The organism is Pseudomonas sp. H1_F01 (assembly GCF_054681425.1).
This window is the reverse complement of the sequence record NZ_CP162823.1, coordinates 2,452,772-2,477,812: the sequence shown is the minus strand read 5'-3', so window position 1 is coordinate 2,477,812 and position 25,041 is coordinate 2,452,772. Positions and strand designations below refer to the sequence as shown.

Annotated in this window: 30 protein-coding genes; 8 read left to right on the top strand and 22 right to left on the bottom strand. The window is 59.8% G+C overall.

What is annotated here, in order from left to right; all coding sequences use genetic code 11:
• Positions 1 to 14: 14 nt before the first annotated feature.
• The 8 genes from AB4O09_RS11430 to thrS form a co-directional block, all read right to left on the bottom strand.
• On the bottom strand, positions 15 to 371 hold the full coding sequence (locus AB4O09_RS11430) for a MerR family transcriptional regulator (protein ID WP_003179985.1): 357 nt from the start codon (positions 369 to 371) through the stop codon (positions 15 to 17).
• Positions 352 to 654 carry an integration host factor subunit alpha gene (gene ihfA, locus AB4O09_RS11425; protein ID WP_002553164.1) on the bottom strand — a complete coding sequence of 101 codons (303 nt, stop codon included), beginning with the start codon at positions 652 to 654 and terminating at the stop codon, positions 352 to 354. The genes AB4O09_RS11430 and ihfA overlap by 20 nt, the downstream gene beginning before the upstream one ends.
• Positions 655 to 657: 3 nt before the next feature.
• Positions 658 to 3,036: a phenylalanine--tRNA ligase subunit beta gene (gene pheT, locus AB4O09_RS11420; RefSeq protein WP_258635830.1), complete on the bottom strand. Its 2,379-nt coding sequence runs from the start codon at positions 3,034 to 3,036 to the stop codon at positions 658 to 660.
• 179 nt (positions 3,037 to 3,215) lie between these two features.
• Positions 3,216 to 4,232, bottom strand: a complete 1,017-nt coding sequence (gene pheS, locus AB4O09_RS11415) for a phenylalanine--tRNA ligase subunit alpha (RefSeq protein WP_003203624.1) — start codon at positions 4,230 to 4,232, stop codon at positions 3,216 to 3,218.
• Between the two features lie 109 nt (positions 4,233 to 4,341).
• Entirely contained in the window at positions 4,342 to 4,698 is a 357-nt protein-coding gene (gene rplT, locus AB4O09_RS11410) for a 50S ribosomal protein L20 (RefSeq protein ID WP_002553161.1), read from the bottom strand.
• Positions 4,699 to 4,728: 30 nt separating this feature from the next.
• Complete coding sequence (gene rpmI / locus AB4O09_RS11405; RefSeq protein ID WP_002553160.1) at positions 4,729 to 4,923, bottom strand: 50S ribosomal protein L35; 195 nt, start codon at positions 4,921 to 4,923, stop codon at positions 4,729 to 4,731.
• A 60-nt stretch (positions 4,924 to 4,983) separates the two neighbouring features.
• Positions 4,984 to 5,535 carry a translation initiation factor IF-3 gene (gene infC / locus AB4O09_RS11400; RefSeq protein WP_169432615.1) on the bottom strand — a complete coding sequence of 184 codons (552 nt, stop codon included), beginning with the start codon at positions 5,533 to 5,535 and terminating at the stop codon, positions 4,984 to 4,986.
• Positions 5,535 to 7,457, bottom strand: a complete 1,923-nt coding sequence (thrS, locus tag AB4O09_RS11395) for a threonine--tRNA ligase (RefSeq protein WP_003203626.1) — start codon at positions 7,455 to 7,457, stop codon at positions 5,535 to 5,537. Before thrS ends, infC begins: the two co-directional genes overlap by 1 nt.
• 370 nt (positions 7,458 to 7,827) lie before the next feature.
• Here thrS and AB4O09_RS11390 point away from each other — a divergent pair, with 370 nt between their 5' ends.
• The gene (locus AB4O09_RS11390) at positions 7,828 to 8,130 is read left to right on the top strand and encodes a hypothetical protein (RefSeq protein WP_039012614.1); all 303 of its coding nucleotides are present in this window, start codon (positions 7,828 to 7,830) and stop codon (positions 8,128 to 8,130) included.
• A 289-nt stretch (positions 8,131 to 8,419) separates the two neighbouring features.
• On the top strand, positions 8,420 to 8,632 hold the full coding sequence (locus AB4O09_RS11385) for a cold-shock protein (RefSeq protein ID WP_003179963.1): 213 nt from the start codon (positions 8,420 to 8,422) through the stop codon (positions 8,630 to 8,632).
• 68 nt (positions 8,633 to 8,700) lie between these two features.
• On the opposite strand, the gene AB4O09_RS11380 is transcribed toward AB4O09_RS11385, so the two are convergent.
• Positions 8,701 to 9,015 carry an I78 family peptidase inhibitor gene (locus AB4O09_RS11380; RefSeq protein WP_003203630.1) on the bottom strand — a complete coding sequence of 105 codons (315 nt, stop codon included), beginning with the start codon at positions 9,013 to 9,015 and terminating at the stop codon, positions 8,701 to 8,703.
• 161 nt (positions 9,016 to 9,176) lie between these two features.
• Positions 9,177 to 9,482 (bottom strand): hypothetical protein, encoded by a 306-nt coding sequence (locus tag AB4O09_RS11375; RefSeq protein ID WP_003203632.1) that lies wholly within the window; start codon positions 9,480 to 9,482, stop codon positions 9,177 to 9,179.
• Positions 9,483 to 9,610: 128 nt separating this feature from the next.
• On the opposite strand from AB4O09_RS11375, the gene AB4O09_RS11370 reads away from it, so the two are divergent.
• The gene (locus tag AB4O09_RS11370; protein WP_003203634.1) at positions 9,611 to 9,808 is read left to right on the top strand and encodes a hypothetical protein; all 198 of its coding nucleotides are present in this window, start codon (positions 9,611 to 9,613) and stop codon (positions 9,806 to 9,808) included.
• A gap of 47 nt (positions 9,809 to 9,855) precedes the next feature.
• On the opposite strand, the gene AB4O09_RS11365 is transcribed toward AB4O09_RS11370, so the two are convergent.
• The 8 genes from AB4O09_RS11365 to AB4O09_RS11330 form a co-directional block, all read right to left on the bottom strand.
• Positions 9,856 to 10,884, bottom strand: a complete 1,029-nt coding sequence (locus tag AB4O09_RS11365; RefSeq protein WP_003203636.1) for a nucleoside hydrolase — start codon at positions 10,882 to 10,884, stop codon at positions 9,856 to 9,858.
• Positions 10,885 to 10,914: 30 nt separating this feature from the next.
• Positions 10,915 to 11,319, bottom strand: a complete 405-nt coding sequence (gene rbsD, locus AB4O09_RS11360; RefSeq protein ID WP_013693778.1) for a D-ribose pyranase — start codon at positions 11,317 to 11,319, stop codon at positions 10,915 to 10,917.
• Positions 11,316 to 12,230 carry a ribokinase gene (gene rbsK / locus AB4O09_RS11355; RefSeq protein WP_460108192.1) on the bottom strand — a complete coding sequence of 305 codons (915 nt, stop codon included), beginning with the start codon at positions 12,228 to 12,230 and terminating at the stop codon, positions 11,316 to 11,318. The genes rbsD and rbsK overlap by 4 nt, the downstream gene beginning before the upstream one ends.
• Before the next feature lie 23 nt (positions 12,231 to 12,253).
• The gene (locus AB4O09_RS11350; RefSeq protein WP_013693779.1) at positions 12,254 to 13,273 is read right to left on the bottom strand and encodes a LacI family DNA-binding transcriptional regulator; all 1,020 of its coding nucleotides are present in this window, start codon (positions 13,271 to 13,273) and stop codon (positions 12,254 to 12,256) included.
• Between the two features lie 3 nt (positions 13,274 to 13,276).
• Positions 13,277 to 14,254 carry an ABC transporter permease gene (locus AB4O09_RS11345; protein ID WP_013693780.1) on the bottom strand — a complete coding sequence of 326 codons (978 nt, stop codon included), beginning with the start codon at positions 14,252 to 14,254 and terminating at the stop codon, positions 13,277 to 13,279.
• A complete protein-coding gene (locus tag AB4O09_RS11340) occupies positions 14,251 to 15,804 on the bottom strand; it encodes a sugar ABC transporter ATP-binding protein (protein ID WP_003203647.1) in 1,554 nt (517 codons plus the stop codon). Before AB4O09_RS11340 ends, AB4O09_RS11345 begins: the two co-directional genes overlap by 4 nt.
• Before the next feature lie 58 nt (positions 15,805 to 15,862).
• Complete coding sequence (locus tag AB4O09_RS11335; RefSeq protein ID WP_013693782.1) at positions 15,863 to 16,819, bottom strand: sugar ABC transporter substrate-binding protein; 957 nt, start codon at positions 16,817 to 16,819, stop codon at positions 15,863 to 15,865.
• 133 nt (positions 16,820 to 16,952) lie between these two features.
• Entirely contained in the window at positions 16,953 to 17,399 is a 447-nt protein-coding gene (locus tag AB4O09_RS11330; protein WP_013693783.1) for a hypothetical protein, read from the bottom strand.
• 197 nt (positions 17,400 to 17,596) lie between these two features.
• Between AB4O09_RS11330 and AB4O09_RS11325 the strand changes: the two genes are divergently transcribed.
• Positions 17,597 to 17,896 (top strand): DUF1654 domain-containing protein, encoded by a 300-nt coding sequence (locus AB4O09_RS11325; RefSeq protein WP_027913013.1) that lies wholly within the window; start codon positions 17,597 to 17,599, stop codon positions 17,894 to 17,896.
• A 5-nt stretch (positions 17,897 to 17,901) separates the two neighbouring features.
• Positions 17,902 to 18,591 (top strand): endonuclease, encoded by a 690-nt coding sequence (locus AB4O09_RS11320; RefSeq protein WP_013693784.1) that lies wholly within the window; start codon positions 17,902 to 17,904, stop codon positions 18,589 to 18,591.
• Between the two features lie 144 nt (positions 18,592 to 18,735).
• Here AB4O09_RS11320 and AB4O09_RS11315 read toward each other — a convergent pair whose 3' ends face one another.
• Positions 18,736 to 19,101 (bottom strand): hypothetical protein, encoded by a 366-nt coding sequence (locus tag AB4O09_RS11315; RefSeq protein ID WP_003203657.1) that lies wholly within the window; start codon positions 19,099 to 19,101, stop codon positions 18,736 to 18,738.
• A gap of 247 nt (positions 19,102 to 19,348) precedes the next feature.
• Here AB4O09_RS11315 and csrA point away from each other — a divergent pair, with 247 nt between their 5' ends.
• Complete coding sequence (gene csrA, locus AB4O09_RS11310; RefSeq protein ID WP_003179932.1) at positions 19,349 to 19,543, top strand: carbon storage regulator CsrA; 195 nt, start codon at positions 19,349 to 19,351, stop codon at positions 19,541 to 19,543.
• Between the two features lie 193 nt (positions 19,544 to 19,736).
• Here the strand turns inward: csrA and AB4O09_RS11305 are convergent, their stop codons facing one another.
• The 3 genes from AB4O09_RS11305 to AB4O09_RS11295 all read right to left on the bottom strand — a co-directional run bounded on the left by AB4O09_RS11305 (position 19,737) and on the right by AB4O09_RS11295 (position 23,494).
• On the bottom strand, positions 19,737 to 20,192 hold the full coding sequence (locus tag AB4O09_RS11305) for a DUF2214 family protein (RefSeq protein ID WP_003203659.1): 456 nt from the start codon (positions 20,190 to 20,192) through the stop codon (positions 19,737 to 19,739).
• Between the two features lie 200 nt (positions 20,193 to 20,392).
• Positions 20,393 to 21,775 (bottom strand): cysteine--tRNA ligase, encoded by a 1,383-nt coding sequence (gene cysS / locus AB4O09_RS11300; protein WP_028236731.1) that lies wholly within the window; start codon positions 21,773 to 21,775, stop codon positions 20,393 to 20,395.
• A 21-nt stretch (positions 21,776 to 21,796) separates the two neighbouring features.
• Positions 21,797 to 23,494 carry a glutamine--tRNA ligase/YqeY domain fusion protein gene (locus AB4O09_RS11295; protein WP_003203664.1) on the bottom strand — a complete coding sequence of 566 codons (1,698 nt, stop codon included), beginning with the start codon at positions 23,492 to 23,494 and terminating at the stop codon, positions 21,797 to 21,799.
• A 249-nt stretch (positions 23,495 to 23,743) separates the two neighbouring features.
• On the opposite strand from AB4O09_RS11295, the gene AB4O09_RS11290 reads away from it, so the two are divergent.
• Both AB4O09_RS11290 and lpxH read left to right on the top strand, forming a co-directional pair.
• Positions 23,744 to 24,247 carry a peptidylprolyl isomerase gene (locus AB4O09_RS11290; protein WP_003203665.1) on the top strand — a complete coding sequence of 168 codons (504 nt, stop codon included), beginning with the start codon at positions 23,744 to 23,746 and terminating at the stop codon, positions 24,245 to 24,247.
• The gene (gene lpxH, locus AB4O09_RS11285) at positions 24,244 to 24,993 is read left to right on the top strand and encodes a UDP-2,3-diacylglucosamine diphosphatase (protein ID WP_003203667.1); all 750 of its coding nucleotides are present in this window, start codon (positions 24,244 to 24,246) and stop codon (positions 24,991 to 24,993) included. Before AB4O09_RS11290 ends, lpxH begins: the two co-directional genes overlap by 4 nt.
• Positions 24,994 to 25,041 lie beyond the last annotated feature (48 nt).

Below are 25,041 nucleotides of genomic sequence, written 5' to 3'. Positions count from 1 at the left end.
TTAAAAGCAGAAATTTATTTCTTGAGCACCACCAGAACATCTTCAAGCTCGGCGATCATCTGGCGGATCATCTGTTTGTACTGGGTTGTATCGTCTTTGGCCTCATCACCGGAGAGGCGCAGACGCGCTCCGCCGATGGTGAACCCCTGGTCATAGAGCAGCGCGCGGATCTGCCGGATCATCAGCACGTCTTGGCGCTGATAATACCGACGGTTTCCGCGGCGCTTGACCGGGTTGAGTTGAGGAAACTCCTGCTCCCAATAGCGCAGCACGTGCGGTTTTACCGCACACAGCTCGCTGACTTCACCAATGGTGAAGTAGCGTTTGCCCGGGATGACGGGTAGTTCGTCGTTATGACTTGGTTCCAGCATAAGCCTCAACTCGGGCCTTCAACTTCTGCCCTGGACGAAAGGTGACCACACGGCGAGCCGTGATCGGGATTTCTTCTCCCGTTTTCGGATTGCGGCCAGGCCGCTGGCGTTTGTCCCGCAGGTCGAAATTGCCGAAACCGGACAATTTGACCTGTTCGTTGTCTTCCAGAGCGTGCCTGATTTCTTCGAAAAACAGTTCGACCAATTCTTTGGCCTCCCGTTTATTCAGGCCCAGCTCCTCATACAGACGTTCCGCCATCTCAGCTTTCGTCAGAGCCCCCATACGTCACTTCCTTAACGTGGCGTTCAACCTGTTTTCGAGCGAGGTGAGGATATTCTGCGTTGCGGTATTCACCTCATCGTCATTAAGAGTGCGCGATGGATGCTGCCAGGTCAAGCCAACTGCAAGGCTTTTTCTATGCGGATCAATGCCTTTACCCTGATACACGTCAAATAGCCTGAGGTCCGTGAGCCATTCGCCTGCATTTTCACGGATTACGTCCAGCACAGCGCTGGAAGCAACGTCACGGTCGGCCAGCAACGCAAGGTCACGACGCACTTCAGGAAAGCGCGATAACTCCTGGAATTTCGGCATTTTCCCCAGCGCCACTTCGGCCAGGACCAGCTCGAAAACGAAGACCGGACGATCAAGGCCCAGGGTTTTCGACAATTCCGGGTGAATGGCACCGACATAGCCGACTTCACGCCCGTCTCGTTCGATGCGCGCGGTCTGCCCCGGGTGCAGCGCCGGGTGCTTGCCCGGGACGAAAGTGAACGCGTCGAGCGCACCGGCGAAGCCCAGCACCGCTTCGACGTCAGCCTTGACGTCGAAGAAGTCGACGACATCGCGACCTTGCGCCCAGCCTTCCGGCAAGCGGCTACCACAGACGACACCGGCCAGCATCGGCTCTTGCTTCAAGCCTTCCAGCTGACCGACAAAACGCAGGCCGCTTTCGAACAGCCGCACGCGATCCTGCTGGCGGTTCAGGTTGTGCTGGAGCGACTTGACCAGGCCTGGCCACAGGGACGAGCGCATGGCAGCCATGTCGTTGGAAATCGGATTGGCCAGCAGCAGTGGCTCGACACCTGGATTGAACAGCTCGAACTGACGAGGATCGATGAAGCTGTAGGTGATCGCTTCCTGATACCCACGGGCCACCAGCAGGCGGCGCAGTTCCGGCAGGTCGCTGCGGGCTTCAGCCTTGGCCTGTGGGGCCAGGCGGGCTTGCGGGTAGCGAACCGGCAGGCGGTTGTAGCCGTACAGGCGGGCCAGTTCTTCAATCAGGTCGACTTCCAGGCTGATATCGAAGCGATGGCTTGGCACTTCGACGCGCCACTGCCCTGCCCCATCGGCGCAGATGTTCAGGCCCAAGGCGCTGAGCAGGCGTTCGACTTCGGCCGGGTCCATTTCCATGCCCAGCATCTGGGTGATGCGCTGGGCACGCAGGGTGACCGGGGCAATCTTGGGCAGGTGCTGTTCGCTGACAGTCTCGATGATCGGGCCGGCTTCACCACCCGTGATGTCCAGCAGCAGGCCTGTGGCGCGCTCCATGGCTTCACGGGCCAGTTGCCAGTCCACGCCACGCTCGTAACGGTGCGAGGCGTCGGTGTGCAGGCCATAGGAGCGGGCCTTGCCAGCGACGGCGATCTGGTCGAAGAACGCACTTTCCAGGAATACATCGCGGGTCGTCGTGGAGACACCGCTGTGCTCGCCGCCCATTACGCCAGCAATTGCCAGGGCACGGGAGTGGTCGGCAATCACCAGGGTGTCGCTGCGCAGGGTCACTTCCTGGCCGTCGAGCAGTACCAGCTTCTCACCCTCTTCGGCCATGCGTACGCGAATACCACCGTTGATTTCGGCGAGATCGAACGCATGCAGCGGCTGACCCAGCTCCAGCATCACATAGTTGGTGATGTCGACAGCGGCGTCGATGCTGCGCACGTCGGCGCGACGCAGGCGCTCGACCATCCACAGCGGCGTCGGCTTGGACAGGTCGACATTACGGATCACACGGCCCAGGTAACGCGGGCACGCGGTCGGCGCCAGGACTTCAATCGAACGCACTTCGTCGTGCACGGCCGGAACGCTCGCAACCACAGGACGCGTCACGGGAGCGGCATACAACGCGCCGACTTCACGGGCCAGGCCGGCCAGGGACAGGCAATCGCCACGGTTCGGTGTCAGGTCGACCTCGATGCTTGCATCGTCCAGGCCCAGGTATTCACGGATGTCCTGGCCAACCGGCGCATCCGCCGGGAGTTCCATCAGGCCATCGTTGCCTTCGCCAATCTGCAGCTCGGCCTGGGAGCACAACATGCCGTTGGACTCGACGCCGCGCAGCTTGGCTTTCTTGATCTTGAAGTCGCCCGGCAGTTCGGCACCGATCATGGCGAACGGGATCTTCAGGCCCGGGCGCACGTTGGGCGCGCCACAGACGACCTGGAAGGTTTCCGCGCCATTGCTGACCTGGCAAACCCGCAGTTTGTCAGCGTCTGGGTGCTGCTCGGTGCCCAGCACCTCGCCCACTACCACACCGCTGAAATCACCGGCGGCCGGCGTGACGCTATCGACCTCAAGGCCGGCCATCGACAGGCGAGCAACCAGCTCGTCCCGACTTACCTGCGGGCTTACCCAGCCGCGCAGCCATTGTTCACTGAATTTCATCCTGCTCCCCTAATAGATTCGTTACGGACTGCGACCTAGGCCTTGTACGTAAAGTGCCTGCGCGACGATCATGCTGCGTTGAAAACAGGCTCGGAATGCTCATTTACAACCAGTAGACTCCGCTTCCTCGCCTGTTTTCGCCTTGCCTGATCGCCGCTCGGCGACTTTTCGTACAAGCCCTAGCGAAATTGCGCAAGGAATCGCAAGTCGTTGTCGAAGAACAGGCGCAAGTCATTCACACCGTAACGCAGCATGGCCAGGCGCTCGACGCCCATGCCGAAGGCAAAGCCCGAGAACTCTTCCGGATCGATCCCGGACATACGCAGCACGTTCGGGTGAACCATGCCGCAGCCCATGACTTCCAGCCAGCCAGTCTGTTTGCAGACGCGGCAGCCTTTACCGCTGCACATCACGCACTCCATGTCGACTTCAGCCGATGGCTCGGTGAACGGGAAGTACGAAGGGCGGAAACGCACGGCCAGTTCTTTTTCGAAGAACACCCGCAGGAACTCTTCGATCGTTCCTTTCAGGTCGGCGAAATTGATGTCGCGATCAACCAGCAGGCCTTCGACCTGGTGGAACATCGGCGAGTGGGTGATATCGGAGTCGCTGCGGTACACACGGCCTGGGCAGACGATGCGGATCGGCGGCTGTTGCGATTCCATGGTGCGGACCTGTACCGGCGAGGTATGGGTGCGCAACAGCATGTTCGCGTTGAAATAGAAGGTGTCATGCATCGACCGGGCCGGGTGATGGCCTGGGATGTTGAGCGCTTCGAAGTTGTGGTAGTCGTCTTCGACCTCAGGGCCTTCGGCAATGCCGTAGCCGATGTGGGTGAAGAACTGCTCGATGCGTTCCAGCGTCCGGGTCACCGGATGCAGGCCACCGGAAGTCTGGCCACGGCCAGGCAGGGTCACGTCGATGGACTCGGCGGCGAGCTTGGCAGCCAGATCCGCCTCCTCGAACAACGCCTTGCGCGCATTGAGGACCTCTGTGACACGCTCCTTGGCAACGTTGATCAGCGCACCGACCTGCGGACGCTCTTCGGCTGGCAGGTTCCCCAGGGTCTTCATCACCTGAGTCAACTCGCCCTTCTTGCCAAGGTAGTGAACCCGGATTTGCTCCAGGGCATTGATATCTTCAGCGCTTTGCACAGCCTCTAGTGCTTGAGCGACCAGCGCGTCCAGGTTTTCCATGTACAGACTCCAGATACGAAATAGGGGAAGAGCTTTAAGGCTCTTCCCCTATTTATGACGTTCGACACCTGGGCCCACAGATGTAGGCCCCGGTGACTGCCGGGGGTACTTAAGCCAAGGTGGCTTTAGCTTTCTCGACAATCGCAGCAAACGCCGCTTTTTCGTTCACTGCCAGATCAGCCAGAACCTTACGGTCGATCTCGATGGACGCTTTTTTCAGGCCAGCGATGAAACGGCTGTAGGACAGACCGTTAACACGAGCACCAGCATTGATACGAGCGATCCACAGAGCGCGGAACTGACGTTTTTTCTGACGACGGTCACGGTAGGCGTATTGGCCTGCCTTGATTACCGCTTGCTTGGCAACACGGAATACGCGGGAACGCGCGCCGTAGTAGCCTTTAGCAAGTTTCAGAATTTTTTTGTGACGCTTACGGGCAATGACGCCACGCTTTACACGAGCCATGAGTTACTTCCTCTATTCTTGATCCAAAAATTAACGAAGGCGCAGCATGCGCTCGACTTTTGCCACGTCAGACGGATGCAGCAAGCTGCTACCGCGCAGTTGACGCTTACGCTTGGTCGACATTTTGGTCAGGATGTGGCTCTTGAAAGCGTGCTTGTGCTTGATACCGTTAGCAGTTTTCAGAAACCGCTTAGCAGCACCACTTTTGGTCTTCATCTTTGGCATGTTCGGATACTCCGCATTCAGTTGATAAACATAATCGCAAGGCCTGCCGTGCCCTGGTGATTACTTCTTCTTTTTCGGGGCGATGACCATGATCAGCTGGCGTCCTTCCATCTTAGGATGCTGTTCGACCGAACCGTACTCGAGCAGGTCTTGTTCAACCCGCTTGAGGAGTTCCATCCCCAGCTCCTGGTGGGCCATCTCACGGCCGCGGAATCGCAAGGATACCTTGGCCCTGTCCCCGTCACTCAGGAAACGTACCAGGTTGCGCAGTTTTACCTGGTAATCCCCTTCCTCCGTCCCTGGACGAAACTTGATTTCTTTTACCTGAATCTGCTTCTGGTTTTTCTTCGCCGCGGCAATCTGCTTCTTCTTCTCGAAGATCGACTTGCCGTAGTCCATCACCCGGCAAACCGGTGGGACTGCGTCTGCGGAAATTTCTACCAGATCAAGCTTGGCTTCTTCAGCAATACGAAGCGCTTCATCAATCGAGACGATGCCAATCTGCTCGCCGTCAGCGCCAATTAACCGAACCTCGCGTGCCGAGATATTCTCGTTGATCGGGGCTTTCGGTGCAGCTCGTTTATCTTGTCTCATTTCACGCTTAATAATAATTACTCCAAATCTGGGCGACCACGCCGGGAAACCGCTTGCGCGAGAAACTCAGCGAATTCGGCGACGGGCATCGAGCCCAGGTCAGCACCTTCACGAGTACGCACAGCGACAGTCTGCATCTCGACCTCCCGATCTCCGATAACCAAGAGAAAGGGAACCTTGAGCAAAGTATGCTCGCGGATTTTAAAGCCGATCTTTTCATTTCTCAAGTCGGACTTGGCACGAAATCCGCTTTGATTGAGAGTTTTTTCGACTTCGGCGGCAAAATCTGCCTGTTTATCAGTGATATTCATGATCACTGCCTGGGTCGGCGCCAGCCACGCAGGGAACGCGCCCTCGTAGTGTTCGATCAGAATCCCGACGAAACGCTCGAACGAACCGAGGATCGCGCGGTGAAGCATGACCGGGTGCTTGCGGCTGTTGTCTTCGGACACATATTCAGCGCCCAGACGGATCGGCAGGTTGAAATCGAGCTGCAAGGTACCACACTGCCACACACGACCGAGGCAATCTTTCAGCGAGAATTCGATTTTCGGACCGTAGAAGGCCCCCTCGCCCGGCTGCAGGTCGTACGCAAGGCCCGCGCTATCAAGGGCGGCGGCCAGGGCCGCTTCGGCGCGATCCCACAGCTCGTCGGAGCCAACGCGTTTTTCCGGACGAGTGGACAGCTTCATCTCGACTTCGGTGAAGCCGAAGTCCCGATAGACGTCCATGGTCAGCTTGATGAAGGCGGCGGATTCGGCCTGCATCTGCTCTTCGGTGCAGAAGATGTGTGCATCGTCCTGGGTGAATGCACGCACGCGCATGATGCCGTGCAGCGCACCCGACGGCTCGTTGCGGTGGCAGGCACCGAACTCGGCCAGGCGCATCGGCAGCTCGCGGTAGCTCTTCAAGCCCTGGTTGAACACCTGCACGTGGCATGGGCAGTTCATCGGCTTGATGGCGTAGTCGCGGTTTTCCGACTGGGTGGTGAACATGTTGTCGGCGTAGTTGGCCCAGTGCCCGGATTTCTCCCACAGGCTGCGGTCCACCACTTGCGGCGTCTTGATTTCCAGATAGCCGTTCTCACGCTGGACCTGGCGCATGTACTGCTCGAGCACCTGATACAGGGTCCAGCCGTTCGGGTGCCAGAACACCATGCCCGGGGACTCTTCCTGGGTATGGAACAGGCCCAGGCGCTTGCCGATCTTGCGGTGATCGCGCTTCTCGGCTTCTTCGATGCGCTGGATGTAGGCCGCCAGTTGTTTCTTGTCCGCCCAGGCAGTGCCATAGACGCGCTGCAACTGCTCGTTCTTCGCATCGCCACGCCAGTAGGCGCCGGACAGCTTGGTCAGCTTGAAGGACTTCAGGAAACGCGTGTTCGGCACGTGCGGGCCACGGCACATGTCGACGTATTCTTCGTGGTAGTACAGGCCCATGGCCTGCTCGTCCGGCATGTCTTCCACCAGACGCAGCTTGTAGTCCTCGCCACGGGCCTTGAAGACTTCGATGACTTCGGCGCGCGGGGTGACTTTCTTGATGACGTCGTAATCTTTCTCGATCAGCTGCTGCATGCGCTGTTCGATGGCCGCCATGTCTTCCGGCGTGAAAGGACGCTCGAAGGCGATGTCGTAATAGAAGCCTTCGTCGATGACTGGCCCGATGACCATCTTCGCGCTTGGGTACAGCTGCTTGACCGCATGGCCGACCAGGTGCGCGCAAGAGTGGCGAATGATCTCCAGCCCCTCTTCATCCTTTGGCGTGATGATTTGCAGCGTGGCGTCGCTGTCGATGACGTCACTGGCGTCGACCAGCTTGCCGTTGACCTTGCCGGCCAGGGTGGCCTTGGCCAGGCCCGCACCGATGGATGCGGCGACCTCGGCTACGGAAACCGGGTGATCGAATGAACGTTGACTGCCGTCGGGAAGAGTAATAGTTGGCATGGCGCCTCCTCTCCTAGTGGTGACCCCTACCAAAGGTCACGTGGGTTGGGATGAGCCAGTACAAGATCCAGTCCAGGCCATTCAATGACGAACGCCTGCCTTACAGCGGCAGGAGCCTTGCGGCCAACCGGAAAACCGAACCAGAGTGACTGGGATTCAAATCAGGGTTATTTCGAACATTTGCCGCCGGGACGAGTTGTCATCCGCAGCCTGGAAATACCCGAGCCCGGCATGCTAGCACAGATGAACGGTCATCGCCGCGCTGGAATTGAAGCAGGCGTAAATCCAGGGTTTTTATGCCAGAGTGCTGAACTGAACCGAGCGCAACGCCTCAGATATCAAGACATCGACCCGAAAGGAGCATCTTCGCATGCGTCTCAATACATTGTTTGCAGTAGTCGCCCCCCTCGTCCTGCTGCTTCCACTGACCGCCCATGCCGACTGGCCCAAAGGCGAGCGCGAAAAATACATGGCCCAATGCACCGAGGCGGCAACGCCCCAGATCGGCCCGGCCGCTGCCAAGGCTCATTGCGCCTGTGGCGCCGATGCGATCAAGTCCTATCCAGCCGCGGACATCCAGGCCTTGATGGACAACAAGGCCACCCCACAGCTGCAGCAAAAGGCACTGGGGGAGATCGCAAAATGCAAGGCCGACAACAAGGCGAAAAAGTGAGAAAGCAGGGTTCCTGAACAGGCCCGGCAGGGTTGAAAAGCTCTGATTTCAGGCTTTTTTGAACGATTTATTCAGGTTTTACAGCTTTTTTTATCGTCTTTACTTTCGGCTGAAAGCCTTTAAAACCGGGCCTTTCAGCGGGTAAAGGCAGTAAAGTAAACACGACTGATTGGCAAACAGCGCGTCTGGGGGGGTCCCAAATCGAACATTTCGACTATGATACCCGGGTGTGCCCAGTTGGCCTGAGCAGCACAGTACACTGAAAATATATGTTTCTTGGAGATACACCATGTCTAATCGCCAAACCGGCACCGTTAAATGGTTCAACGATGAAAAAGGCTTCGGCTTCATCACTCCTCAAGGTGGCGGTGACGACCTGTTCGTACACTTCAAAGCTATCGAAAGCGACGGTTTCAAAAGCCTGAAAGAAGGCCAGACCGTTTCCTTCGTGGCTGAGAAAGGCCAAAAGGGTATGCAAGCTGCACAGGTTCGCCCAGAGTAATTTCTCGGCGCACTAAAAAAACCCCGTCCATGTGACGGGGTTTTTTGTGGGCGATTGAAAACCGCCTGTCAGCCGCAGTTCACCCGGTTGACTACCAGGTTGGCATCGGTATTGAGGTTCAGGCGATCGGAGCGGTACTCAAGCGTCACCATGTCGTTGGGCTTGAGGATCCGGGCAATCTGCGCGCCGGCACGGGTACGAGCCTGCTCCAGCAATTGTGGCGAGGCCTGCTTGCCAATGGCGAACTCGGCGCCCTTTGCTTCGCAGCGGCTGTGACCGGTCTCGGTCGCCACGGGTTCGGGGGTCGATTCCGAGGTGCTGCTGCAACCGCTCAAGACCACCGCAGCCAACAGAGTACTCAATGACGCGAGCTTCCAAGGCATGAAGCCTCCTTTTTCGATAAATAAACAGAGAGCGTGCGACAACCCAAACGGCGCTTGGTTTCAACACCACAGCCCTCGGTCTGGCTCATCCGGAAAACCAGCAGTTTGCCTGAGCCGCTACCGCTGTTCAGACATGAATCGTGACTGGATATGAACGCCGCTCAATAAACGTCGATGTAATCGAACGGAGGATTGGGCCAGTTATCCTTCAGCGCATTGTATATCTGCATGACCCAGACCTCGTCGCTGGCAGCGACCCGCCCGACGTATCCCGAGCCCTTCGCCCAGGTCTCGAGCCGAAACAGCAAACCATCGATGTCAGCGCCACCGACCACACCCGAGGACAAATAGGCGATACCGCCCTTGGTCACGCGCAGCTGGGTATGCTCGTCATCACTGGCCGAAGCCAGTAATTGGCGAACCGCCTCGAGGGTCAGGCCATCCGGAGCGTTCAAATCGATCTGCACGGCGGGGCTCCTTTAAAAACAAAAAAAAGAGTGTCGCACAGCCCTCCTCCAATGCCTAAGTCGCAGTGCCAAACCGGGGGCAAAAATGCTTAACTCCACTTACAGCCCTCCAACTCGCGAGCCCTACCATGAGCACCGTCAGCATCGAAGCCACCATCAATGCCAAATGGTCGGAGGGCCATAGCTCCTATAGCCCGAGCAGCCCCGAGGAACTGGCAATCATCGGCATAGAATTGCTGGTGAGGGAACTGGGGACGGAGGTCGCCCGCAACTTCATCCAGCAGGCATTCGAACGCTACCCGAGCGTGGTCGACGCCGTGGACTGATACTCACGCACCCGCAGGCCCAACCTGCGGGCGCATAGCCAGGCAGGTTACTTGAGGCGCGCCAGGCGCTCGGTCAGCAGGTCGAAGAAGCCCTGGGCATCACCGTTTTCCACCCAGAACGCGTTCTTCGGCGCTTTCAGGCCATCGTACCAGTCGACGATGGTCTGCCCGAACGTCGGGCCCTCGCGACTGTCCACGACGACATTGACCGAACGGCCAGTGAACAACTGCGGCTTGAGCAGATAGGCAATCACCGTCGCGTCATGCACCGGCCCGCCCGTCATCCCGTAGTGCTCCATGTCGCCCTTGACGTATTCGTTGAGGATATCGCCCACCAGCTTGCTGGCATTGTTGTTCAGCGCCGCGATCTGCTTCAGGCGCGCTTCGCTGGTGAGGATCTTGTGGGTCACGTCCAGCGGCAGGTACGTCAGCTTCACGCCGCTCTTGGCCACGACCTCGGCCGCCTGCGGGTCGGCGAACAGATTGAATTCAGCCACCGGCGTGATATTGCCGCCGTTGAAATGCGCACCGCCCATGATCACCACTTCCTTGATGCCCTGGACGATATCGGGCTCCTGCACCAGCGCCAGGGCCAGGTTGGTCTGCGGGCCAAGCATGGCAATGGTGATGCTGTGTGGCTTGGCCGCCTTGAGCGTGTCGATCAGGTAGTTGACGGCATTGCCTTCGGCCAACCCTTTCTTCGGCTCGTGCACGGTGACACCCGACAGGCCTTCCTTGCCATGGATGTTTTCCGCGTAGATCGGCGTGCGCATCAACGGTTTCGGCGCACCGGCATACACGGGCACGTCTTCGCGCCCCGCCCATTCCCGGGCCAGGCGAGCGTTGCGGGAGGTCTTGTCCAGGCGCACATTGCCGGCGACGGTGGTCAGCGCACGGATATGCAGCTCCTCGGGCGACGCCAGGGCGAACAACAGCGCCACCACGTCGTCAGCCCCTGGATCGGTGTCGATGATCAGGTCGATTTTTTCCGCCGCCTGGGCGCTCGTAGCAGTGATCAATGACAAAAGCAGCAGACTCCGGATCAGTTGATGCATTTTCTGAGCATAGCGGTGCATGGCGCACTCCTTGTGCAGGGTTGAAGAGGGTTAGAACGTCACTCCAGCGACCAGCACGATATTGCAGTACGGAGAGCACTCGCCTGTGCGAATGATCGCCCGCGCCTGTCGGCTGATGATCTTGAATTGTTCATGGCTGACCAGCTCCCGCTCGCCCAGCGCACCCTCCGCATGCAGCGCCTCCAGGGTCGTCAGGGCCGACGGTTGTTTATCGAGGATCTCCTCGGCCAGGACATGGCTTTGCACCTGCATTTCGCTAAGCACCACCTTCAAGGTACTGACAAAGTCAGGAATGCCATGGGTCAGGGCCAGGTCGATCAATTCGACCTGGGGCGGCACGGGCAGGCCGGCATCACCGATGACCACCTTGTCGCCATGGCCCAGGGAAGCGATCAGTCGTGACAGTGCCACATTCAACAACGGCGTCTTTTTCATGATTTGAAAGCCTGTACTTCCAGCAACGTGGGGATTGAAGGCTGCGCGCCCGCGCGGGTGACCGACAGCGCGGCGGCGGCCTGGCCGAAACGAATCGCGTCGACCTCGCTTTTGCCGCTGGCCAGGGCTGCCGCGAAGCCGCCGACAAAGGTGTCTCCGGCCGCCGTGGTGTCCACTGCCTTGACCCGTGGGGCCGGGAAGTGTTCGAAGCTGGCGCCGTTGGCAAACATCAACCCCTGGGCACCCAGGGTCACGATCACCTTGCCGGCGCCAGCGGCGATCAGATGCGCCGCGGCAGATTCGGCGGTTTCCAGGGAGTCCACCGCCAGTTCGCTCAAGACCGCTGCTTCGCTTTCATTGGGAATCAGGTAGTCGATGCAGGCGTACCAGTCGGCCGGCAACGTCCGCGAGGCTGGCGCCGGGTTGAGGATGACGATTTTGCCCAACTCACGAGCGCGCTTGAGGGCGTGGCCGACGGTGGCATCCGGCACTTCGAGCTGGCAGATGACAACATCGGCGCTTTGCAGCACTTCATCGACACTGTCCAGGACCTCGGCGGTGAGCGCACCGTTGGCACCGGCGACGATAACGATCGCATTCTGGCTGTTGTCGTCGACGACGATCAGCGCCACGCCGCTGGCCCCCTCCTCCACGCTGACCGCCTGGCAGTCGATGCCCTCGGCCAACAACCCGTTACGCAATTGTTCGCCGTAGGCATCATTGCCCACGCAACCGACCATCGATACCTGCGCCCCCAGGCGCGCGGCGGCCACCGCCTGGTTGGCCCCCTTGCCGCCCGGGATGGTGGAGAACGACTCGCCGATCAGTGTTTCACCACCACGCGGCAGACGCGGCGCCCGGGTTACCAGGTCCATGTTCAGGCTGCCTATTACCACTACTTTTGCTGGCATACATCACTACTCATCAATTCGGTTCAGCGGTATTGGGCGAATGTACCGGACAGCGGTGCAGTCGACTCTCGCAGGACAATACTCGGCGTCACGATCCGCTGCTCGGTGGCAAGGCCCGGCGTCGCAATACGTCGCAGCAGCACTTCGGCCGCCATCTCGCCAAGTTGCAGGATCGACTGCCCTACCGTGGTCAACGCCGGGTAGACATAACGGCTCATCTGGATGTCATCGAAACCGATGACCGACAGTTCGCTGGGCACGCGCACGTTACGTTCAGCGGCGGCGCGCAGCACACCGATGCCGATCATGTCGTTGGCCGCAAAAATCGCGCTCGGCGGCTGCTGTTCAAGCAGTTGCGCAGCGGCGCGGTAGCCGCCGGTACTGGTGAAATCGCTCTCGAGCATGCGCTCGACGGGCAGCTCGATCCCGGCCTCTTTCAACGCACGGCAGTAACCGGCCAAGCGCATTTGCGCCACGCTGGTGTTGGCCGGGCCACCGATGAAGGCGATATCGCGGTGACCCAGCTCCAGCAGGTGCCGGGTCGCCAGGTAAGCGCCGTATTCATGATCGATACGCACCAGGTCTGCGTCGACGCCCTCGAGCCCGCGGTCGACGATCACCATGGGCGTGCGCACGTTGGACAGCCCCTCGGCCAAGCCGACATCACCGCCGGCGGACGCAAAGATCAGGCCATCGATGCGCTTTTCCAGCAGCACCCGCAGGTAGCTGCGCTGCTTGTCCGGGTTGTCGTCGGAGTTGCACAGGATCACGCAATAGCCGTTGCGCTCACAGTAATCCTCGATCCCCCGGGCCAACTCGGCAAAGTAAGGGTTGAGGCTGTTAGGCACCAGCAGGCCGATGGTCGCCGTAGTCTTGGCCTTGAGCGACCGGGCCACGGCGCTGGGCACGTAGTCCAGGCGCTCGATGGCCGCCTCGACCTTGAGCCGCACTTCCTCGCTGACCGGTCGCGTCTTGTTCACCACGTGGGACACGGTGGTGTAGGAAATCCCGGCGAGCGCTGCTACATCCTTGATCGTCGCCATGGTTCAGCCCCGCCGACTGGCGCGCTGGCTGCGATAGGTATCGAGCACGACTGCCACCACGATCACCGCACCGGTAATGATGCGCTTGGTCGGCTCAGTAGCGCCGATTTGCGCCAGGCCCGCCGCCAGCACGGAGATGATCAGCACGCCAAAGAAGGTGCTGATGACCGAACCGCGCCCACCCATCAAGCTGGTGCCACCGATGACCACGGCAGCGATGACTTGCAGCTCAAGCCCTGAACCGGCGTTCGGATCCGCCGCTTCCAGGCGCGAAATCTGGAACAGCGCAGCCACACCGGCCAGCAAGCCCATCAGGCTGAACACCAGGATCTTGTAAGGCTTTGGATTGATACCGGCCAGGCGCACGGCTTCTTCATTGGTGCCGATGCCGATCAGGTAACGGCCGAACACCGTACGGGTCAGCACTGCCTGGGCAATGAAGATCACCAGCAAGGCGATGATGAACGAAGGTGAGATGCCAAAGGCGATGGGATTGGACAGCCAGGCGAACGAGTCGCCGATGTAGGCGGTCCGGGAGCCGGTCATCTGGTACGCCAGGCCTCGGGCCATTTCCAGCACGCCGAGGGAGACGATGAACGATGGGATCCGCCACGCCACGGTGATCGAACCGGTGACCGTACCCGCCAGCGCCGCCACGGCCATGCCGAGCAAGGCCGATGGCCAGACGCTCCAGCCCCAGCCGAGCACGGCCACGCTGACCGTCGATGCCGCGAGCGCCAGCACCGACCCCACCGACAGGTCGATGCCACCGATGATCAGGATGAACGTCATGCCGACCGCCAGCACCATGAGGTCCGGAATCTGGTTGGCCAAGGTACTGAAGGTGTCATAGGACAGGAAATGGCTGCTCAGGGCCGAGAACAGCGCGACCATGGCCAGCAGCGCGCCGGCCAGGCCCAGGTAGGTCCCGAGACCATAGAAGTTGCCACTCGATTTGCCGACGGCAGATGCGGTTTTCATGAAAAATCCCTAGGCGCTGCTTCATTGAGCAACGCATCACGTTTCTGGTAGCCGGCGAATGCGGCGGCAAGCAAGTCATCCTGGGTCCAGCTGTCGCGCTCGAAGGTGTCGATCAGGCGTCCGGCGGACAGCACGCCGATCCGGTCACAGATCAACATCAGCTCCCGCAGGTCGCTGGACACCACGACCAGCGCCTTGCCCTGGCGCGTCAGCTCGCCGAGCAGCGCATAAATGTCGAATTTGGCGCCGACGTCGATGCCACGGGTCGGCTCGTCGAACAACATGACCGCGCAATCGCGTTCGAGCCAACGCCCGATCACGACTTTCTGCTGGTTGCCACCCGACAGCTCGGACACCAACTGGGTCGGGCTGGAACTGCGGATGCGCATGGCATTGACCTGCCGCTGTGCCAAGGCCAGTTCAGCATCGCCATTGACCAGGCCGGCGCTGGAAATCTCCGGCATGTTGCCCAGGGCAATGTTGGCGGCGATGGATTGGGTCAGCAGCAGGCCTTCACCCTTGCGGTCTTCGGTGATCAACGCGATGCCATGGGCCACCGCATCGGACGGGGAGCGAATGCTCACGACCTGGGCCGGCGAACCCAGCGCCACCGTGCCGCTGTCGGCGGTATCGGCACCGAAGATCAGCCGCAACAGTTCGGTGCGCCCTGCCCCGATCAGGCCGGAGATACCGAAGATCTCGCCACTGCGCACTTCAAAGGACACGTCGCGGACCTTGTCGGAGCGTGTCAGGCCTTTAACCGTCAGCGCCGGCGCGCCGATCTGGCGTGGGCCCAGGTCGATATGCTCGCCCAGCTCCCGGCCGACCATCAGGGTCACCAGTTGCTCGCTGTTGTAGTTGGCCATCGGCTCGACGCAAACCAGGTTGCCATCGCGCAGTACGGCAATGCGCTGGGCGACCCGCGCCAGTTCTTCGAGGCGATGGGAAATGTAGATGATCGACACGCCGCGAGCCTGCAGACGAGTGATCTGCTCAAAGAGCATCTCGACTTCACGGGCCGTCAGCATCGCCGTCGGCTCATCGAGAATCAGCACATGGCAGTCGCCGATCAGGTTGCGGGCGATCTCGACCATCTGCTGGTGACCGATCCCCAGTTCGCCGACTAGCGTGTCGGGATCGATTGCATCCAGCCCCACCTGGGCCATGGCCTCGATGGCCGCCTTGCGCAATTGCTTGCGACTGATCCAGCCGCCGTGGTTGGGCAGGTTGTCGAGAAACAGGTTTTCGGCCACGGAAAGCGTCGGCAGCAGGTTGAGTTCCTGCATCACCATGCGCACGCCCAGCTCTTCAGCCTGGGTCCGACTGCCAGGACGATAATCCTGACCTTGAAACTGCATCTGCCCGGTCGTCGGCGTCACCAGCCCGCCGATGATCTTGGATAAGGTACTTTTGCCGGCGCCATTTTCGCCGGTCAGCGCCAGCACTTCACCGCGCATCAACGTCAGGTTGATATCGGTCAGTACAGGCTGGGCATAGGTCTTGCCGATACCGCTGACGCACAGGACAGCGTTCGGGTCGAGAACGGACATAACAAACTCTCCAATGCGCTCGCCCGGATGGGCGAGCACCGTTGTGTCGCCAGGATAACTACTTGGTCACCAGCTCGACCGGAGTTTCGATAACGCCGTTGATACCGCTGTCGACTTTTTCGCCCTTGAGGATCTTCAGCGCCGTCTCGATGCCGAACACGGCCTGCTTGGCGGCGAACTGGTCGGCCGTCGCCAGGACACGACCATCCTTGAGCATCGGCTTGATGGCATTGATGTTGTCGTAGCCGACTACCTGCACCTTGCCCGCCTTGCCCGCCGCGCGCACGGCCGATACAGCGCCGACCGCCATGCTGTCGTTACCGGCCAGCAGGGCCTTGATGTTCGGGTATTCGCTGAGCATCGACGCGGCAACCTGGTTGCCCTTGTTGATTTCCCAGTCACCCGATTGCAGGGAAACGACCTTGACCTGCGCCGCCTCCATCGCGTCCTTGAAGCCCGCGGTGCGTGCCTGGGCATTGGTGGTGGTGGACACGCCTTCGATGATGCCGACTTCGTCACCGGCCTTGAGCTGCTTGGCCAGGTACTCGCCCACCAGGCGCGCCCCTTTGCGGTTGTCCGGGCCTACGAACGGCACATTGATGTTCTTGCTTTTGACGACGGCCGGATCGAGCTGGTTATCGATGTTGATCACGGTGATGCCAGCGTCGACGGCTTTCTTGATCACCGGCACCATGGCCTTGGAATCCGCTGGCGCGATGATCAGCGCATCGACCTTGGACACGATCATCTGCTCGACGATGCGAATCTGGTTGGCAGTGTCGGTTTCATCCTTGATCCCGTTGGAGATCAGGTCGAAATCGGCGGAGTGTTCCTTCTGATAAGCCTTGGCGCCGTCTTCCATGGTCAGGAAGAACTCGTTGGCCAGGGATTTCATGACCAGGGCGACCTTGGGTTTTTCTGCGGTCTGGGCGAATGCCGAGGAGATAGGCAGCGCAGCGGATGCGGCCGCGAGCATGGCAACAGCGAGAAGGCGTCCAGCGAATGGCAACTTCATGGGTTCACTCCGATCTTATGATTATTGTGAGCAAATCAATGCACGGAACGCCGCGCAAACGTTTGCGTGAAGTGAACTATGGTAAGGCTTCGGGGATTTGTCAACGTTGCGGTTTCATCCGCAACGTCGCAGTTCAGGCCGTCGTATTGACCACCGTACCCGAACTGGCGCCCTTTGCCAGCTCCGTGACCAAACGGCCGGTGACCTCCAGCAACGCGCCACTGGTGTCGGCGATCTGTCCCTGGGCCGCCATGACCGCCGAGGTCTTGGCTTCCGCCGTTGGGTAGTCGCGCGCCTGTGCGGCGGCCAGTTGTTGCTGCTGCTCCCTGAGCTGTTGCTGAAGCTCTTGCATCCGCTTGAGCAAAATCTGGACGGCAATGCTCTGGGTGCTGCCGCTCTCTTGTGCCTGATCGGTCGCTTCCGCGCCCGCCCCCGTACGGACTTTGCCGGGCGTTTGCGTCTCGCCAAGGGCCTCATCGGCGGCCTCGGTACTCGCCTCGTTCAAGGCCTTCAGGGTGGCTGCGGACTGACCGCCGATGGTCACGGCCGCCGCGTTGGGAAAGCCGACTGTAAACGACATGACAAAACTCCATGGGTGGGATTCCTACGCAGGACATCGCCCGCCAAAGCAATTTCTTTAGCGCTCGCGCAAATCCACCACAGGCCGGAGCGGTTGATCCACCCATTTATGCCAGCCAATAAAAAATTCCTTTCGCCTACACCAAAACGAAAAAAGTGCTGTCAGACGATTTTCTTGAATTTTAAGCAGTTGCGTAATTGCCTACGGTTAAATACTGTATGCACGTACAGCTTAATAAGGATAATCCTGTGGCCCCGCCCTCCGCTGCAACTACCCCTTTAGATTCCTATACACGACTCGGCCTGCGGGTCTCGAAAATCATCAACGCCCCCACCGCGCAAAAAGCCAAGGCAGCCCTGATCTTCCGTCTTCCCGACGAGCCGGTGGATGAGTGGGAGCGCCTGCTGGAAGAAATCGACGAGAACGACAACGTGACCCTCGCCTATCGCGACGATGGTGGTGTGCAGGTTTTCTGGGTTGTGCCGAAGGAAGATTGAGTCTGATGAGTGTTCGCTGTTTAGCTTTTTTGCTTGTGTTTATCGCCATGGGCGCACAGGCCGGTGCTCCGCGCACCTTCAACGAAGCCAAGAAAGTCGCCTGGAAACTCTACGCGCCACAATCCACCGAGTTTTACTGTGGCTGCAAATACACCGGCAATCGCGTGAACCTGGCCGCCTGCGGTTATGTACCGCGCAAGAATGCCAGCCGTGCCGCCCGTATTGAATGGGAACATATTGTCCCGGCGTGGCAGATCGGCCATCAGCGTCAATGCTGGCAACAAGGTGGTCGCAAGAACTGCACCCGCTATGACCCGGTCTATCAACGGGCCGAGGCCGACCTGCACAACCTGGTACCGAGCATCGGGGAAGTGAACGGTGATCGCAGCAATTTCAGTTTCGGCTGGCTGCCGGTGCAGAAGGGTCAGTACGGCTCATGCCTGACCCAGGTGGACTTCAAGGCCAAGAAGGTCATGCCCCGCCCTTCTATCCGGGGCATGATCGCCCGGACCTATTTCTACATGAGCAAGCAATATGGCCTGCGCCTCTCGAATCAGGACCGGCGCTTGTATGAGGCCTGGGACAAGACCTACCCGGTCGAAAGCTGGGAGCGTCAGCGCAACCAGAGCGTGGCGTGCGTCATGGGCCGTGGCAACGAGTTCGTGGGGCCGGTGGACATGAAGGCCTGCGGCTGACCTCGCATTTATGAAACTGTGGGAGCGAGCTTGCTCGCGATAGGGGCATGTCAGTCAACATCAACATTGGCTGATCCACCGCTATCGCGAGCAAGCTCGCTCCCACAGGTTTTGTGGCTTGACTGGCTTATTTGTGCTGCCCGATTACTGGGCCGTCGGGTAATCCACCACCAACGTCTCGATGTTGCGTTTTTTCGCCCGGACCAGGGCAGCCGTCACCTGTTCCTGCTTGGCTTCGGCCTCAGCCTTGGAGCTGAAAGGACCGACCAGGACGCGCTCCTTGCCGTTTTCCCGCACCACGTTCGACATGAAGCTGTGTTCGATGAGCCAACCGGTCAGGTCGCTGACCGCCTGCGGCGTTTCGCCGCGAACCTCGACGGCCCACTGCGGCGCGGCAGCGGCGGCCGGTGCGGAGGTCGCTACGGGTTTGGGTTTCGGTGCTTCGACGTCACGCCCCTCACCGCATCCTGCCAGCACCAATACCGCAATAACCCAAGCCAATTTGCGCACAACGTTTCCCTCGGAAGACATGAGGGACGGATTTTAGCACCCGTGCCCCTCAAGATCGCCGCAAACAGTGCTCAAAACACGAGAATCCTGCCCGGCGTCTCTGTATAGTCGCACCCTGGGAATTAATGCTGCATCTGTACGTCAGAAAGAGGCACCCACATTGTGACACTTAGCACTAATCTATAAGCAGTACCGACATCTGCACTGTCTGAATCAGGTGCCCTATAAAGCAATCAAGGAGAACACCATGCTGATACTCACCCGCAAAGTCGGTGAAAGCATAAACATTGGTGACGACATCACGATCACCATTCTGGGCGTTAGCGGCCAACAGGTCCGGATCGGCATCAACGCCCCGAAAAACGTTGCGGTGCATCGCGAAGAGATTTACCAGCGTATTCAGGCGGGCCTCACTGCCCCCGACAAGCCGCAAACTCCCTGAGCCTTGCTGCAGTCCGTAGCCAGCCCGTTTGCATCGCCGCAATGGCTGGCTAAAGATTCTGGTCGACCGTGTCTTACCCTGCCCATCCCACTTCTTTTCGTCCAGCCCGTTGAACCGATACTAATGACATGGCGCTTAGCATGGCTGTCAGACGTTTCGTTTTAATGATGACGAAGCGGGCGTTCGCGGCCGGTCAACCCAAGCTCACGCCCCGCGCCATGCCCGTGGCGGCGATCATCATCAAGATCAGCAACAAAGCCTCGATGTGGCTGATCCGTGCAAACCGGCCGGCTTTCGAAGGATCGATCGCAGCCCCTTTGCCCAGCGCCATCCGCCATTTGATCAGGGCGATCATTGGCGCGATCTCAAGCAACAGGATCAGCAGGAGCAAGGTCATCTTCAGGTGAAACAGCGGTTGGTGCAGGTAATAATCCGTGCCTTTTTCGTACCCGCCAAACGCCCGCATCCCACCAGTCACCAACAACACCAGCGCCGACAGGCCCCACAGATTGTCAGCGACCAAGACACTCCGAACCGCATCCACACCGCTCGCCAGGCGTCGCAGCGCCGTGCCGCGCGTCAGCACCGCCCAGAACCCGAGGGCGAAGGCCAGCAGATGAATTGCCGCGAGAGACCAATGAGCCAACATGGAAGAACCCTGTCAGAGAGAACGTCGAATCGACCTGACAGTACTAGCTCATAAAACAATGAATGCCAGGCTGGTCACAAAAAAATGTGGGAGCGGGCTTGCTCGCGATGGCGGTGTATCAGTCGACAATAATGTTGTCTGACATTCCGCTATCGCGAGCAAGCTCGCTCCCACAGGGGTATTGCGAACGTTAAAAGATTTTAGTCCGCCAGACGCCAGGTCGTGCCGCCCTTCCCATCTTCCAGCGCCACGCCCATGGCAGTGAGCTGGTCGCGGATGCGGTCGGATTCGGCCCAATCCTTGTTGGCGCGCGCAGTCAGGCGCGCCTGGATCAACGCCTCGACTTCGGCGGCATCCACGCGGCCTTCGGCGCCAGCCTGCAGGAAGTCATCGGCTTCGAGCTGCAACACACCCAGTACGCTGGCCAGTTCTTTCAGGCGGGCCGCCAGACCGGCCGCGGCATTGAGATCGCTCTCACGCAGGCGGTTGATCTCACGCACCATCTCGAACAGCACCGCGCACGCTTCCGGCGTGCCGAAGTCGTCGTTCATCACTTCAGTGAAACGCGCCACGAACGCTTCGCCACCGGCGGCCGGCACGCTCGGCAGGCCCTTCAACGCGTGATAGAAACGCTCCAGGGCACCCTTGGCGTCCTTGAGGTTGTCTTCCGAGTAGTTGATGGCGCTGCGGTAGTGGCTCGACACCAGCAGGTAACGCACGACTTCCGGGTGGTACTTGTCGAGCACGTCGCGGATGGTGAAGAAGTTGTTCAAGGACTTGGACATCTTCTCGCCGTTGATCCGGATCATGCCGCAATGCATCCACGCGTTGGCGTAGGTCTTGCCGGTGGCCGCTTCGCTCTGGGCGATTTCGTTTTCGTGGTGCGGGAACTCCAGGTCGCTGCCGCCGCCATGAATGTCGAAGGTCTCGCCCAGGCAGCAGGTGGACATCACCGAGCATTCGATGTGCCAGCCCGGACGCCCGGCGCCCCATGGCGATTCCCAGCTCGGCTCACCCGGCTTGGCGCCCTTCCACAGCACGAAGTCCAGCGGGTCTTCTTTCGACTCGTCGACTTCGATACGCGCGCCGATACGCAGGTCTTCGATCTTCTTGCGCGACAGCTTGCCGTAGCCCATGAACTTGGCAACGCGGTAGTACACGTCGCCATTGCCCGGTGCGTAGGCGTAGCCCTTGTCGATCAAGGTCTGGATCATGCTCAGCATGCCAGGGATGTGGTCCGTGGCACGGGGCTCCAGGTCCGGCTTGAGGATATTGAGGCGCGCCTCATCCTCGTGCATGGCCTTGATCATGCGCTCGGTCAGCGCATCGTAAGGCTCGCCGTTTTCGCGGGCACGGTTGATGATCTTGTCTTCGATGTCGGTGATGTTGCGCACGTAGGTCAGGTCATAACCGCTGAACCGCAGCCAGCGGGTTACCAGGTCGAAGGCGACCATGCTGCGACCATGACCAATGTGGCAGTAGTCGTACACGGTCATGCCGCAGACGTACATGCGGACCTTGTTGCCATCCAGCGGCTTGAAGACTTCTTTGCTCTTGGTGAGCGTGTTGTAGATCGTAAGCACAGGGTTTCCCTTAAGACTTGATCACTGACCCCAGGAATCGCGCAAGGTCACGGTACGGTTGAATACCGGAGCACCGGGTTTCGAGTCCTTGATATCCGCGCAGAAGTAACCTTCGCGCTCGAACTGGAAACGGTCTTCCGGCTGTGCGTTGCCCAGCGAAGGCTCGGCACGACAACCAGTGAGTACTTGCAGGGAGTCAGGGTTGATGTTGTCCAGGAAGCTGGCGCTGTCTTCGGCCTTTTCCGGGTTCGGCGAACGGAACAGGCGATCGTAGAGGCGCACTTCGCACTCGACGCTGGCGGCGGCCGGCACCCAGTGGATCACGCCCTTGACCTTGCGACCTTCCGGGTTCTTGCCCAGTGTGTCGGGATCGTACGAGCAACGCAGTTCGACGATGTTGCCGTCGGCGTCCTTGATGGCCTCGTCGGCGCGGATCACGTAGCTGCCACGCAGGCGCACTTCGCCGGTAGGCTCCAGGCGCTTGTAGCCTTTAGGCGGCTCTTCCATGAAGTCGTCACGGTCGATGTAGATTTCCCGGGCAAACGGCAGGACGCGCACGCCCATGTCTTCTTTCGGGTGGCGCGGCAGTTCGAGGTTCTCGACCTGGCCTTCCGGGTAATTGGTGATGACCACTTTCAGCGGACGCAGCACGCACATGGCGCGCGGGGCGCTGTGGTCGAGGTCGTCACGGATGCTGAATTCCAGCATGCCGAAGTCCACCACGCCGTCGGAACGGTTGGTGCCGACCATTTCGCAGAAATTGCGGATCGACTTGGGGGTGTAGCCGCGACGACGGAAGCCCGACAGCGTCGACATGCGCGGGTCATCCCAGCCGTTGACGTGCTTCTCGTCCACCAGTTGCTTGAGCTTGCGCTTGCTGGTGATGGTGTAGTTCAGGTTCAGGCGGCTGAATTCGTACTGGCGCGGGGTGGCCGGCACCGGCAGGTGCTCGAGGAACCACTCGTACAACGGACGATGGCTTTCGAACTCCAGGGTGCAGATCGAATGCGTGATGCCTTCGATGGCGTCCGACTGGCCGTGGGTGAAGTCATAGTTGGGGTAAATGCACCATTTGTCGCCGGTCTGGTGGTGATGGGCGTGACGGATGCGGTACATGATCGGGTCGCGCAGGTTCATGTTCGGCGAAGCCATGTCGATCTTGGCACGCAGCACCCGAGCGCCGTCCGGGAACTCACCGGCGCGCATACGGGCGAACAGGTCCAGGTTCTCTTCCACGCTGCGGTCACGGAACGGGCTGTTCTTGCCCGGCTCGGTCAGGCTGCCACGGTATTCCTTGGCCTGCTCGGGGGTCAGGTCGCACACGTAGGCGTTGCCGGCCTTGATCAGTTCCACTGCCCAGTCATGCAACTGGTCGAAATATTGCGAGGCGTAGCGCACCTCACCGGACCATTGGAAGCCCAGCCATTTGACGTCGCTTTCGATCGCGTCGATGTATTCCTGGTCTTCCTTGGCCGGGTTGGTGTCGTCGAAACGCAGGTGCGTGACGCCGCCGAACTCCTGGGCCAGGCCGAAATTCACGCAGATCGACTTGGCATGGCCGATGTGCAGGTAGCCGTTGGGTTCTGGCGGGAAGCGAGTGACGATCTGTGTGTGCTTACCCGAGTCCAGGTCCGCCTGGATGATCGGGCGCAGGAAGTTGACCGGCACGGCCGGGCCGGTCTTGGAATTCGAGGTAGGGTCGACAGTGGGCTTGCTCATAGGATCCTTGAACAGACAAGTGCGCGGCCGGGTGCGGCCTGATAAATCAAAGCCCGTATCATAGCCGATGCTGTCAAGCACCTGACAGGCCAGGCCGGCAAACGATTGAATTTAATCGACGGCCAGATGAAAAACAGCCTCGAAATTCGTGCCCGGCACGCTAAACTGCCCAGCCTGGCCGATTACAGCCAGACCGGTTGCGGGCAGTGAAGCCCCGAAACCCACGAATTCCTTGAAAGAGTACCGATCATGAGCAAAGTCAAACTGACCACCAACCACGGCGACATCGTCCTGCAACTGAACGCCGAGAAGGCACCGCTGACCGTTGCCAACTTCGTCGAGTACGTCAAGGCCGGCCATTACGAAAACACCGTGTTCCACCGCGTCATCGGCAACTTCATGATCCAGGGCGGCGGTTTCGAGCCCGGCATGAAGGAAAAGAAAGACAAGCGCCCAAGCATCCAGAACGAAGCCGACAACGGCCTGCCGAACAAAAAGTACAGCGTTGCCATGGCCCGTACCATGGAGCCGCATTCGGCCTCCGCGCAGTTCTTCATCAACGTGGCGGACAACAGCTTCCTGAACCACAGCGGCAAGACCACCCAGGGCTGGGGCTATGCAGTGTTCGGTGAAGTGATCGAAGGCACCGACGTGGTCGACAAGATCAAAGGCGTTTCCACCACGTCCAAGGCCGGCCACCAGGACGTCCCGGCAGAAGACGTGATCATCGAGAAAGCCGAGATCATTGAGTGATATTGCTGATTTCAGACTTGCATCTGGAAGAGGAGCGCCCGGACATCACCCGGGCGTTTCTGGATTTACTCGCCACACGCGCCCGCTCGGCGCAAGCGTTGTACATTCTGGGCGACTTTTTCGAAGCCTGGATCGGCGACGATGCCATGACGCCGTTCCAGCGTTCCATCTGCCAGGCCCTGCGCGAATTGAGCGACAGCGGCACGGCCATCTTCCTGATGCACGGCAATCGCGACTTCATGCTGGGGCAGGCCTTTTGCAAAGCGGCCGGCTGCACCCTGCTCAAGGACCCGAGTGTCGTGCAGTTCAATGGCGAGCCGGTGCTGCTGATGCACGGCGACAGCCTCTGCACCCGCGACGAAGGCTACATGAAGCTGCGGCGCTGGCTGCGCAACCCGGTCACGCTGTTCGTCCTGCGGCACCTGCCGCTGGGCAGCCGCCAGAAGCTGGCGCGCAAACTGCGCAGCGAAAGCCGCACGCAGACACGCATGAAAGCCAATGACATCGTCGACGTCACGCCCGAAGAGATCCCACGGATCATGCAGCAATACGGCGTGAAGACCTTGATCCACGGCCACACCCATCGGCCCGCCATCCACAAGTTGCAACTGGGCGAACACGCCGCCCGGCGCATTGTGCTGGGGGATTGGGACAAGCAAGGCTGGGCGTTGCAGGTGGATGAACAGGGGTTTGCGTTGGCGCCGTTTGGGTTTGGTAATGCGCAGTTGGCGTTGCCAAGCACCTAAAGACCGCAGATCTCCTTTGTGGGCGCGAGCCTGTGGGAGCAAAGCTTG